Here is a 12419-nt window from a genome sequence, read left to right as displayed (position 1 = left end):
ACTTTTATCCGTGCAAATTTTGTTCGCGCAGCTGGCGCAAAATCCCTTTCATGCTGCTGTCCAGTTCGGCGCTCAGGCGCAGGGTTTCGCCGCTTTTCGGGTGTTCGAAACGAATGGCGTAAGCGTGCAGGAACAGGCGGTTTAAGCCGAGCGCCTGCATTTTTTGGTCGAAATCCTGATCACCGTACTTGCTGTCTAATGCAATCGGGTGTCCGGCGTATTGGCTGTGTACCCGAATTTGATGGGTGCGTCCGGTAATCGGCATGGCTTTAATCAGCGTGGCTTGCTCGCCGTAGCGTTCTTCAATGCTGAAACGGGTTTCCGACGGTTTGCCTTGCTCGCTGATCCGTACAATCCGCTCGCCACTCGCCAATTCGTTTTTATTCAACGGGGCGTTCACCGCCTTGCAGTGGGATTGCCACTGTCCGCGCACCAACGCCAGATACTCTTTTTGTATGGTTTTATTACGCAGTTGTTCATGCAGACTGCGCAGCGCAGAGCGCTTTTTGGCGACCAACAGAATGCCGGACGTGTCGCGATCCAAGCGGTGCACCAGTTCTAAAAAACGCGCTTCCGGCCGCAGGCTGCGCAGGGCTTCGATCACGCCGAAGCTCAATCCGCTGCCGCCGTGGACGGCTAAACCGGAAGGCTTGTTCAGCACCAATAATACGTCATCTTCAAACACGATTTGCTGTTCCAGTTGCGCCACTTGCTGCAATTTGTTGGAAATCGGCGCTTGCGCTTTTTCGGAGACTTTAACCGGCGGAATACGCACCAGATCGTCGGCTTGCAGCTTATATTCGGCTTTCACCCGCCCTTTGTTGACCCGCACTTCGCCCTTGCGGATAATGCGGTAAATCATGCTTTTCGGCACGCCTTTCAACTGGCTTAACAGATAATTGTCGATCCGTTGTCCGGCTTGGTCGGCGTTAATTGTTTGAAAGCGCACGCTTTGTTGCGTGCCGTGCGGGTGAGTATTGCCACTGTTGCTGCGTTGTTCGGTTTTCATAGCGGTAAAAATCGTATCCTTTAAACTGAGATTCACCCTTATTATAGAGAAAAGCGCAGCGAATAGCAGAGGAAATGTGATTTTATCGCAAATTTATCTTATCTTGCCTTGCCAACTTGCCCTATAAAATGAAATAATGGCTCGTTTTTGTTATGTCAGGAGAAAGTAGCGATTCTCCGGCAACATGAAAAAGAATTTGCCGTTTTACGGCATCTGACCGCACTTGAATGCAACAATCAGTGTAAGACATTTCCAAAGTGCGGTGTAATGACGGGTAACTTTCGTCCGCTTGCAAAACTTAAAGCATAAGATTTTGTTTTTACTAATTAAATAATTTTTTGGAATTAGTAATATCATCAATGCACCTGAGCATGGACAGTCGTGAGATTGACTGTAGCAGACAGACACAAGGTCGATGATAAAGCCCAGTACGCAGGTTATCCGTGTGGATAATAAGCAAAATAATCGAGTATCAACAACAATGAAAAGAATGTTAATCAATGCAACTCAAAAAGAAGAGTTGCGTGTCGCGCTGGTTGATGGCCAGCGTCTGTTTGATTTGGATATCGAAAGTCCGGGTCACGAGCAGAAAAAAGCCAACATTTACAAAGGAAAAATCACCCGCGTAGAACCAAGTCTGGAAGCCGCATTTGTGGATTACGGCACGGATCGTCACGGTTTCCTCCCTCTCAAAGAAATTGCGCGCGAATACTTCCCCGAAGGTTACACTTTCCAAGGCCGTCCGAATATCCGTGATGTGCTGCAGGAAGGGCAGGAAGTGATCGTGCAAGTCAGCAAAGAAGAGCGCGGCAACAAAGGTGCGGCGTTGACCACCTTTATTTCACTGGCAGGCAGCTATTTGGTGATTATGCCGAATAATCCGCGTGCCGGCGGTATTTCGCGCCGTATCGAAGGCGATGAAAGACAAGAATTGAAAGATGCGTTGAGTTCGCTTGACGTGCCGGACGGGGTCGGTCTGATTGTGCGTACCGCCGGCGTCGGCAAATCGCCGGAAGAGTTGCAATGGGATTTGAAAGTGTTATTGCACCATTGGGACGCGATTAAACAGGCTTCCGAATCCCGCGCCGCACCGTTTTTGATCCATCAGGAAAGTGATGTGATCGTGCGGGCAATCCGTGACTATTTGCGCCGCGATATCGGCGAAATTCTGATTGACAGCGCCAAAGTGTACGAAAAAGCCAAAGCGCATATCAAACTGGTGCGTCCGGATTTTATTAACCGTATCAAACTGTATCAAGGCGAAGTGCCGCTGTTCAGCCACTATCAAATCGAATCGCAAATCGAATCCGCTTTCCAACGCGAAGTGCGGTTGCCGTCCGGCGGCTCGATCGTGATTGATGTGACCGAAGCCTTGACCGCAATCGACATCAACTCGGCGCGGGCAACGCGCGGCGGCGATATCGAAGAAACCGCACTGAACACCAATTTGGAAGCGGCGGACGAAATCGCACGTCAATTGCGATTGCGTGACTTGGGCGGCTTGATTGTGATCGACTTTATCGACATGACTCCGATCCGCCATCAGCGCGAGGTGGAAAACAGAATGCGTGATGCGGTGCGCCAAGATCGCGCCCGCATTCAAATCAGCCGCATTTCCCGTTTCGGCCTGTTGGAGATGTCACGCCAGCGTTTAAGCCCGTCGTTGGGCGAATCATCGCATCACATATGCCCGCGTTGTGAAGGCACGGGCAAAGTGCGCGATAACGAATCGTTGTCGCTGTCGATTCTGCGTTTACTGGAAGAGGAAGCGTTAAAAGAGAACACCTCGCAGGTGCACACCATTGTGCCGGTGGAGATCGCCTCTTACCTGTTGAATGAAAAGCGCAAAGCGATTTACAGCATTGAAAAACGGCACGATGTGGAAATCATCGTCGTGCCGAACGAACAAATGGAAACCCCGCACTTTTCGGTGTTCCGTTTGCGTGACGGCGAAATCAGCAACACCTTAAGTTATAACTTGAGCAAATTCCATGCGCAAGATGACGACAACGGTACGGCTTATAACAACGAAGAAAATCTGTTGACCCGCAGCAGTCCGGCGGACAGCGCCGTGGTGACGGTGGAGTCGGTGTTGGAAAAAGCCGCCGCCGGTGAGTTGAATATTCCTAGCGCCGCACCGACACCGGTTGCCGCGGTGGTCGAAACTGCGCCGCAAACCTCATTGTTTGGCCGTCTGATTGCCAAACTGAAAGGGCTGTTCAGCAGCGAAACCGAGGAGCCGGAGGAGCAGAAAAAAGCGCAGGACGGCAAAGATCAACGCCGTCGTAACGATCGTAATCATGATCGTCGCAACAATCAAAACCGCAACCGTCGTCGTACTGATCGTAACGATCGTACCAATAAAACGGACAGCAAAACGGATAGCAGTGCCAAGAAAAGCTATACGGATAAAAGTGCGGTAGAGGCTGCCGACAGTGAAAGCAAAAATAACCGCAATGATCGCAAGCGTTCCAACCGCAAGCGTAATGACACGGTGGAAAGCGCGGAGCTGAGCGAGCATCAAAGTCCGAAACCGGTTGCAGAAAAAGTCGTAGTCGAAGCGACAGAGGCGCAGCCGGTTGCGGCTCGTCGTGAACGTCGTAATCTACGCAAAAAAGTGCGGTTGAATGCCGATGGCAATCAAGCCGGTGAGAACGTGGCGGCCGACGCCGTGCAAGGTGATGAAAGTGCGGTTGCGGCGCAAGCGGCAGCAACAGTAGCGGAAGCAACGGCAATCCAGACAACGCAACAACACGCGGCAAAAGCGGCGGCATTTGCGGCGGATTCCGCTGAGATTTCTGTGGTTGATGCGGAAGATAGCCGGCCAAACGATAATCAGACAGACGATAATCAAGAGAGCGCCGGTAAAGAAGACAATCGCCAGCGTAGCTCGCGCCGTCGCCGTTTACCGCGCCATTTGCGTACCGGTAATCAACGTCGCCGTCGTCAAAGCCAAGACGCAGCGGTTGCACCGATGCCGTTGTTTGCGGCAGTGGCGTCTCCTGAACTGGCAGGCGGAAAAGTATGGGTTGACGCACAGTATTTCGTTGCGAAAACCCAAGAAAACGATGAGCCAAATACGCCTTTTGTTCCGGTAGAAGAATTATTGCAGCAGGAACGGCAAGCCAAAAACGACGGTAGCGCTGAAAGTGCGGCTGAAGGTTTGAGCACGCCGGCGGTGTCAATGGTGGTGGATAACGAAAAAAGTATTCAGCCTTTAGGATTTATCACCCAAGAGGCCAATGAGTCGGTTGAAAAGAAAATCCGTGCTTCAGTGGCGCATGCCGAACATCAGCAGCAAGCGGAAGCCGTGGCAACGCTAGCCGATAGCGAAACAGGCAAAAAAGATGATGCGAGTGATGAAAGTGCGGTTTCCACTACGGCGGCGACTGAGGTCGCTGAGGTAGTTGCCGATGAAACGCAAACCGTGGCACAAGCAACACACGCCGCCGAGCAAATCACGCAAAGCGAGAATGCGACGCTAAACGCGCAGGCAGCGGTCGGGTTCGGTACTTATTCGAATGTCCGTCACACCCGTTCCGTGCCGACGCAAGCCCCGTCTTTTGCCGCGCAACCGGCATTTGAAATCGTGCAGTGGCAGGAATCGCGTTATCATTTTCATGGTAAAGGCGCCGCCGGACACAGCAGTGCCAGCAGCCATGTGTTTGCCGCACCGACCCAAGCCGACAACAATTAAGTTTTGTCCGCTTGTCTGAATTAACAAAGACCTCTGTCCTCAGGATAGAGGTTTTTTATTGCATACAACACCGCACTTTTACCTTAAGCAGTAAAAAAAAGCGGAATAATTTGCTATACTGCGCACTTGAATTTGGTATGAATAAGGCGAATGACTGATGGCAAGCGACAAGCCTAACTTTGCGGCAACGAAAGAGGTTGCCCGAGAGAAAAAACTGGAACAGGGAATGACTTCTCCCCATTCAATTGAAGCCGAACAAGCGGTATTGGGCGGAATCCTGCTGAGCAATGAGCAGTGGGAAGAGGTGGTCGAACACGTTATCGCCGATGATTTTTATACCTATGGACACCGCCTGATTTTCAGCCAAATGGAACATTTGGCGCGCATGGATCAGCCGATTGATATTATCACCTTGGATCAAGCCTTGAAAAATAAAGGCATTCTTGATGATGTCGGCGGATTCGCCTATCTTGCCGAATTGTCGAAGAACACGCCGAGCGCCGCCAATATCCTCTCTTATGCCGATATCGTGCGTGAAAAAGCGGTGTTGCGCGAATTGATTTCTACCGCACATAAAATCGCCGACAGCGGTTACAGCCCGAAAGGGCAACACGTCAAAGAAGTGTTGGACGAAGCGGAGCGGAGTATTTTCGAAATTGCGGAAAAACGCAACGGCAGCAACGAAGGCCCGAAAGGGGTGCTGTCGATTCTGGATTCGACCTTGGATAAAATCGAACTACTGGCCAAATCGAAGAATAATAACGGTGTGACCGGCGTATCGACCGGTTTTTCGGCGCTGGATCGTAAAACCGCCGGACTACAACCGTCGGATCTGATTATCGTTGCCGCCCGTCCGTCAATGGGGAAAACCACCTTTGCCATGAACCTGTGTGAGAATGCCATGATGGGGGAAACCAAGCCGGTATTGGTGTTCAGCCTTGAGATGCCGGCGGATCAGATTATGATGCGTATTTTGGCGTCGATGTCGCGGGTCGATCAAACCAAAATCCGTACCGGACAGATTGAAGACGAAACCGAATGGGCACGGATTAACAGCACGGTGCAGATGTTCAGCGAAAAACCGAATCTGTTTATCGACGACTCCTCCGGTTTGACCCCGACCGAACTGCGCGCCCGAGCACGGCGGATTTACCGTGAACACGGCGGTTTGAGCCTGATTATGGTGGATTATTTGCAGTTAATGCGCGCGCCGGGCTATCAGGACAACCGCACTTTGGAGATCGCCGAGATCTCACGCTCTTTAAAAGCGCTGGCAAAAGAGCTGCAAGTGCCGGTGGTTGCCTTGTCGCAGCTGAACCGTAGCTTGGAGCAGCGTGCCGACAAACGGCCGGTCAACTCGGATTTGCGCGAATCGGGATCTATCGAGCAAGATGCGGATTTAATTATGTTTATCTATCGTGACGAGGTGTATCACGATAACAGCGAACTGAAAAATATCGCTGAAATTATTATCGGCAAACAGCGGAACGGTCCGATCGGCAAAGTGCGGTTGATGTTTAACGGGCGTTATTCCCGTTTCGATAACTATGCCGGTCCGGAATATAATGAAGAAGATTAAGAGGCCGTGAGTGAAAACAGCAACTGCAACTATTGCGCTATCGGCATTGCAGCATAATCTGCAACGGGTCAAACAGCTGGCGCCAAACAGTAAAATCTTAGTTATCGTCAAGGCCAATGCCTATGGGCACGGCATGGAACGGGTGGCCGAAGCGGTGCAGCCGCAAGCCGATGGCTATGGTGTGGCACGTCTGGCGGAAGCGTTGGTATTGCGCGCACAAGGTATTGAAAAACCGATTTTGTTATTGGAAGGCTTTTTCAGCGCCGATGATTTACCGCACTTGGCACAACAGAATATCGAAACCGTGATTCACAGCGAGTATCAGCTGCAAGCGTTGGAAAGTGCGGTTTTAGACCGCAAAATAAAAGTTTGGCTTAAAATCGACAGCGGCATGCACCGTTTAGGCGTAGAGTTGCCACAGGTCGCCGAATTTTACCGGCGGCTGCAAGCCTGTGTTAATGTGCAGCCGCAGATTAATTTCGTCAGCCATTTCAGCCGCGCGGAAGAGCTGGCATGCGGTTACAGCGAAAAACAACTGCACAACTTTAACCAAGCCGTCGGCAACAAAAGCGCTGAGCGTAGCTTGGCGGCGTCAAACGGCATTTTGTTTTGGCCTGAATCACATTTTGACTGGGTGCGGCCGGGGATTATTTTTTACGGCATCTCGCCGACCAACGAGCATTTAGCCACGGAATATGGCTTGCAACCGGCAATGACCCTGAGTTCCAGCCTGATTGCAGTGCGTGAATTGGTGCGTGGCGAGCCGGTCGGTTACGGCGGTGCTTGGGTCAGCCAGCAAGCGACCAAAATCGGTGTGATTGCGTTAGGCTATGGCGACGGTTATCCGCGCGATGTGCCGTCCGGAACGCCGGTCTTGATTAACGGTCAGCGCGTGCCGATTGTCGGCAAGGTATCAATGGATATGATCACCGTCGATTTGGGCGCTGACAGTACGGCGCAGGTCGGTGATGAAGTGATTTTTTGGGGGGAAGACCCGCAAGGTAATGCGCTGCCGATTGAAGAGGTGGCACGGCATGTCGGCGTTATTAGTTATGAACTGGTCACGAAGATAACGCCAAGAGTCATTATGGAATATAGATAGCAACAGAATATTAATTAACTAATGAGGTATCAAATGCAAAATATTAATCCGACAACAACCGCCGCTTGGCAAGCATTGGAAACGCATAAACAACAGCAGCAAAATGTGACGATTGCACAATTGTTTGCGCAAGAGAGTAATCGTTTTGCCGACTATTCCCTCTCTTTTAACGATGAAATGTTAGTCGATTTTTCTAAAAATCCGATCAATCAAGACACGTTGAAGCTGTTGCGCCAATTGGCAAACGAATGCGCCTTGCCGCAAGCGATCGAAGCGATGTTTAACGGCGAGAAAATCAACCGTACCGAAAACCGCGCCGTGCTGCATACCGCACTTCGCAATCGCAGCAATACGCCTGTAATCGTGGACGGCAGCGATGTGATGCCGGAAGTGAATGCGGTGTTGGCGAAAATGCAAGATTTTTGTAATCGCGTGATTAATGGCGAATGGAAAGGCTACACCGGCAAGGCGATCACCGATGTGATTAACATCGGCATCGGCGGTTCGGATTTAGGGCCGTATATGGTGACGGAAGCGCTGCGCCCGTATAAAAACCATCTGAATATGCATTTTGTATCTAATGTGGACGGCACGCATATCGCCGAAACCCTGAAAAAAGTCAATCCGGAAACCACCTTGGTGCTGGTCGCTTCCAAAACCTTCACCACGCAAGAAACCATGACCAATGCGCTTTCCGCTCGTGAGTGGTTCTTGGCGACGGCAAAAGAGGAAAAACACGTTGCCAAGCATTTTGCCGCATTGTCCACCAACGGCAAAGCGGTGGCGGAATTCGGCATCGACACCGCCAATATGTTTGAGTTTTGGGATTGGGTCGGCGGTCGTTATTCGTTATGGTCGGCGATTGGTTTGTCGATTGCGCTCTCTATCGGTTTTGATAATTTTGAACAACTGTTAAGCGGGGCGCACGCGATGGATAAGCATTTCCGCAGCAGCGCACTGGAACAAAATATTCCGGCGACCTTGGCATTGGTCGGTATTTGGAACAGCAATTTCCTAGGTGCGGAATCGGAAGCGATCCTGCCTTACGATCAATATTTGCACCGTTTCGCCGCCTATTTTCAACAAGGCAATATGGAATCGAACGGTAAGTTTGTGGCGCGCAACGGCGAGAAAGTCAGCTATCAAACCGGCCCGATTATCTGGGGCGAACCGGGCACCAACGGGCAACACGCGTTTTACCAACTGATTCACCAAGGCACACAACGCATTCCGTGTGATTTTATCGCGCCGGCGCAGAGCCACAATCCGCTGGCGGATCACCATGCCAAATTGCTATCTAACTTCTTTGCGCAAACCGAAGCCTTAGCGTTCGGCAAAAGCCAAGCGGTGGTGGAACAAGAGTTTTTGGACGCGGGTAAAACCTTGGACGAAGTGGCGCATATCGTGCCGTACAAAGTATTCGAAGGCAACCGCCCGACCAACTCGATTTTGTTGCAAAAAATCACTCCGTTCAGTTTGGGCGCACTGATTGCGATGTACGAACACAAAATTTTCGTACAAGGCGTGATCTTCAACATCTTCAGCTTCGACCAATGGGGCGTGGAACTGGGCAAACAGCTTGCCAACCGCATTCTGCCGGAGTTGGAAAACGAGGTGCAAATCAGCTCGCACGACAGCTCTACCAACGGCTTAATCAACCAATTCAAAGCGTGGCGTTAATTCATTGCTCCATTTCCTTTCTCCCTTGATGGGAGAAGGTGTCCGCAGGACGGATGAGGGTGGAATAAACCGCACTTTGAATGCAGCTTTCAAGACGGCTACTTCGGTAGCCGTTTTTTGTTAGAGAAAATTCATCATTTGTGATCCGGAGCGAGAAAAAAGTACGGCATAGATTTTTTCTGTTGTCATTTGCGTTACCTTATCAATCTTGTTTAATTGCAACAATTTTGTTGTATAATGATTGGGCTGTATCTTATAAGGTGAGATAATGAAGTACAGTGAGTTTTTACGCTATTTACTCAGTCAAGGGGCGCAAGTTGAAACGCCGAGACGCGGTAGCCATCGCAAAGTGACTTTGAACGGCAAGCAGACGATTTTTCCTTATCACGGTAGCAAAGAAATCGGAACAGGTTTAGTCAATAAAATTAAAAAAGATTTGGACTTAAAATAGGAGCAAGAAATGTTACGTTACCCCGTTGAGATTATCCCTGATGATAATGGCACTTTTTTAGTGGTATTTCCGGATATTCCTGAAGCGGCTTCAGTCGGTGAAACTATTGAGCAGGCGTTAGCACAAGCGGAAGAAGGGTTAGCGCTGGCGCTTGAGTTCTATTTTGATAATCGCCGAGCGATTCCTTTGCCGTCGCAAGCGACGCCAGAACAATATTACGTACCCCTTTCGGCATTGCGTTCGATGAAAGTGTTGCTGCTGAATGAGATGGTGCAACAAAATATTCGTAAATCAGAAATGGCGCGCCGTTTAGGTGTGCATCCGCCACAGATCGATCGTCTGCTCAGTTTTCGTTATCCGTCCAAAATTGATTTTATCGAAAAAGCATTCAACAAATTAGGTAAAAATTTGGAATTACATTTATCTTGAAGCTGCTGAAACTGTACAACCGCACTTTAGTCCAAGTGCGGTTATGCTTATCTTTTACGTTCCGAAATCCCCAATCCCAACAAGGTAAACACAATGCCGATAGCGGCAAGTGCGGTCAGTTTTTCGTTGAGCAGCCAGACGGCGCTGATGACGGTGATGACCGGTACTAAATAGATATACAGGCTGGTTTTGACCGTGCCTAATATTTTGACCGAGTAATTCCAACTGACGAAGCAGATGGAGGAGGCGCATAAGCCTAAAAACAGAATATTCAGCAGATTATGCGGCAACAACAGTTTGTTGAGCGGCAAGTTGAAACCGGTGAAGCCGACTAACGGCAGCATAAAAATCAGCCCGTAGAGAAACGTGCGGCGGGTGGTTTGTAAAGTGCGGTGTCCGAATTCGCTGATTTTTTTCATTAAGGTCGAATAAACCGCCCATACCAAGGCCGCCAGAAAAGCCAGCAGATCGCCGAAGGGATTGAGTTGCAGCGTTTGATCGTTTTGCAGGCTGATTAAGATCACGCCGATCATCGCAAGGGTGAAGCCTAGGTAGAAACGGGCATTGGGTTTGGCACCGCCCAAGAACAGCATATTGCAAAGTGCGGTCAGCAGCGGAGCGACAGCGATGATAATGCCGACATTAATCGCTTGGGTGTAGAGCAGGGCGATATTTTCCAGTAGGAAATAGAGCGTGATGCCGCTTAAACCGGCGGCGGTAAAATAGCCTTCTTGTTTCCAGCCGGAAAAGGGCAGACGGCGCGGATAAATCAGGCACAGCGCGATAAAACCGATCACAAAGCGAATGACCAAAATTTCCAACGGGCGGAAATCCTGTAACAAGACTTTGGTGGCGACATAAGTCGTGCCCCACGTCAGAATCGTCAGAAAAACAATTAAATGCCCTTTTAATTCTTGATTATTCAGAGCAACCGCACTTTGCTTTAACATGCTTTCACTCGCCACATACAGAAAAATGCCAGCAGAATAAACAGCAGGCAGAAGTAAAATACCGAGGCATAATCCCAAATCGAGGCGATTGCGCCGGCAATCGGGCCGGCGATTACCCAGCTGCTTTTGGCGGCATTGGTAAATAAAGTCGTGGCAGCCCCCAGTTGCTGCGGCATCAGATCTTGAAAATAGAGCATGCCAATAGTGGCGATAATCCCGATTAGCACTGCATTCAGCAGTTGTAACAGGATCAATCCCCACGGATTTTCGATAAACAACAAGCCGAGATAAAACAGCAAACCGCAGGCAATGGCGAACAGCACCAGACTTTTTTTGCTGACATAACGGGTCAGATAACCGGCGAGCAGCATAATCGGGATCTCCAGCGTGGCTGCGGTTCCCATTAAGATTCCCGCCAGTTTTTCTTCCAGTTGCAATTCTTTGATCACATACAGCGGCATATTGATTAAGTAAATACTGTTACAGCAAAAAATCAGCATGGTGGCTAAAAACAGAAACAGCGTGGAACGGCGGTTTTGACGCGGCGATTGGACTTTGGCGGCGCTAGGATTGTCGGCAGCCTGACGTTGTAATTTGGGGAGCAGCAATAGCGCTAAGATTCCGCTGGCGACAAAGGTTAACGCCCCGATCGAGAACAGAAATTCAAAGCCCATGCCAACCACCAGCGAAAACGCCAGCGGTGGCCCGACGATCCAAGCGAGCGAAATTTGCGTGCGCATAATGGTGGAAAACATCACCACCTCTTTTTTGCTGCTTTCGGCGTATTCGCGCGCAAAGGCAAAAATCTGCGGATTGGAGGCTGACCCCAAGCCGAACAGCACCACCGCAAAGGTGATCAAAATGTAGTAGTTACGGCTAAAGGCAAAGATAAAATAACCGACTGCCGCCATTAAGCAACAGATGAGGATAATTTTGCGCCGATCCGGCTGGCGATCGGAATAGTTACCGAGCCATTGCCCGATAACGATCCCGACCAGCGCATTAAACGAGTAAAAAAAGCCGACTGCAAGCGGGCTTGCCTGCACTTCTTGTGATAGGAACAGGCTGAGCACCGGCAGTTGGAAAGCGGAGCCGATTCCGGTCAAAAAAGCCATCAATAAAAAAGCAAAGGCAATGATATTGGACGGCGTTGTCGGTGCCGACGGGCTGGAGTGAATGTGTCGCATATTGAAGTTATCAATGATAAAAAACGCATTTTAGCACAACGCGGGATTATCCTGCTAGAGCGGCAAGGGCGCGATCAGGGCAACCGCGCACTTTGTCTAATAATCAACCAACAACACCAAACATCAGCTCTGACCTGAATTCATCTGACCAACCCGCTGCTTTCAGCTTCATCCGCATACTCATTTTAGCCGGGTGAAGCCGCGATAAATTCAACGCAAAACGGCGCAATATCGCCATATTCTCCGCGCCGTCATCCTTGCTTATCACACAATCATCTTCCCGATAGACCATATCCAGCACCCAGTGCGCCTTATTCTCCACTTCCCAATGACCG

The 12419-nt window shown here is 50.1% G+C and carries 10 protein-coding genes; 6 read left to right on the top strand and 4 right to left on the bottom strand.

Annotated features, from left to right (window positions below):
* Positions 1 to 4: 4 nt before the first annotated feature.
* Positions 5 to 1009, bottom strand: coding sequence for a 23S rRNA pseudouridine(955/2504/2580) synthase RluC (rluC, locus tag B8880_RS08250; protein WP_084257146.1), 1005 nt, complete (start codon positions 1007 to 1009; stop codon positions 5 to 7).
* A gap of 481 nt (positions 1010 to 1490) precedes the next feature.
* On the opposite strand from rluC, the gene rne reads away from it, so the two are divergent.
* The 6 genes from rne (at position 1491) to B8880_RS08220 (ending at position 9947) form a co-directional block, all read left to right on the top strand.
* Complete coding sequence (rne, locus tag B8880_RS08245) at positions 1491 to 4706, top strand: ribonuclease E (protein WP_084257145.1); 3216 nt, start codon at positions 1491 to 1493, stop codon at positions 4704 to 4706.
* Positions 4707 to 4863: 157 nt separating this feature from the next.
* Entirely contained in the window at positions 4864 to 6285 is a 1422-nt protein-coding gene (locus B8880_RS08240) for a replicative DNA helicase (protein WP_084257144.1), read from the top strand.
* Between the two features lie 10 nt (positions 6286 to 6295).
* A complete protein-coding gene (alr, locus tag B8880_RS08235) occupies positions 6296 to 7387 on the top strand; it encodes an alanine racemase (RefSeq protein WP_084257143.1) in 1092 nt (363 codons plus the stop codon).
* Positions 7388 to 7420: 33 nt separating this feature from the next.
* Complete coding sequence (gene pgi, locus B8880_RS08230) at positions 7421 to 9067, top strand: glucose-6-phosphate isomerase (protein ID WP_084257142.1); 1647 nt, start codon at positions 7421 to 7423, stop codon at positions 9065 to 9067.
* Positions 9068 to 9335: 268 nt separating this feature from the next.
* Positions 9336 to 9518, top strand: coding sequence for a type II toxin-antitoxin system HicA family toxin (locus B8880_RS08225; RefSeq protein ID WP_084257141.1), 183 nt, complete (start codon positions 9336 to 9338; stop codon positions 9516 to 9518).
* A 9-nt stretch (positions 9519 to 9527) separates the two neighbouring features.
* Entirely contained in the window at positions 9528 to 9947 is a 420-nt protein-coding gene (locus B8880_RS08220) for a type II toxin-antitoxin system HicB family antitoxin (protein WP_084257140.1), read from the top strand.
* 47 nt (positions 9948 to 9994) lie between these two features.
* Here the strand turns inward: B8880_RS08220 and B8880_RS08215 are convergent, their stop codons facing one another.
* The 3 genes from B8880_RS08215 to B8880_RS08205 form a co-directional block, all read right to left on the bottom strand.
* Complete coding sequence (locus tag B8880_RS08215; RefSeq protein WP_084257139.1) at positions 9995 to 10897, bottom strand: DMT family transporter; 903 nt, start codon at positions 10895 to 10897, stop codon at positions 9995 to 9997.
* On the bottom strand, positions 10891 to 12084 hold the full coding sequence (locus tag B8880_RS08210) for a sugar efflux transporter (protein ID WP_084257138.1): 1194 nt from the start codon (positions 12082 to 12084) through the stop codon (positions 10891 to 10893). The genes B8880_RS08215 and B8880_RS08210 overlap by 7 nt, the downstream gene beginning before the upstream one ends.
* A 103-nt stretch (positions 12085 to 12187) precedes the next feature.
* The coding region (locus B8880_RS08205) for a transposase (RefSeq protein ID WP_143933416.1) at positions 12188 to 12419 on the bottom strand (232 nt) is incomplete at its 5' end.

Source organism: Pasteurella testudinis DSM 23072 (genome assembly GCF_900176075.1).
GTDB classification, from domain to species: Bacteria; Pseudomonadota; Gammaproteobacteria; order Enterobacterales; family Pasteurellaceae; genus Chelonobacter; species Chelonobacter testudinis.
This window is presented reverse-complemented; position numbering and strand designations above follow the sequence as displayed.

Coding starts and splice junctions, on each gene's coding strand:
- rne (WP_084257145.1), top strand. CDS start 1,491: ATGAAAAGAATGTTAATCAATGCAACTCAAAAAGAAGAGTTGCGTGTC.
- rluC (WP_084257146.1), bottom strand. CDS start 1,009: ATGAAAACCGAACAACGCAGCAACAGTGGCAATACTCACCCGCACGGC.
- pgi (WP_084257142.1), top strand. CDS start 7,421: ATGCAAAATATTAATCCGACAACAACCGCCGCTTGGCAAGCATTGGAA.
- B8880_RS08225 (WP_084257141.1), top strand. CDS start 9,336: ATGAAGTACAGTGAGTTTTTACGCTATTTACTCAGTCAAGGGGCGCAA.
- B8880_RS08215 (WP_084257139.1), bottom strand. CDS start 10,897: ATGTTAAAGCAAAGTGCGGTTGCTCTGAATAATCAAGAATTAAAAGGG.
- B8880_RS08220 (WP_084257140.1), top strand. CDS start 9,528: ATGTTACGTTACCCCGTTGAGATTATCCCTGATGATAATGGCACTTTT.
- B8880_RS08210 (WP_084257138.1), bottom strand. CDS start 12,084: ATGCGACACATTCACTCCAGCCCGTCGGCACCGACAACGCCGTCCAAT.
- B8880_RS08240 (WP_084257144.1), top strand. CDS start 4,864: ATGGCAAGCGACAAGCCTAACTTTGCGGCAACGAAAGAGGTTGCCCGA.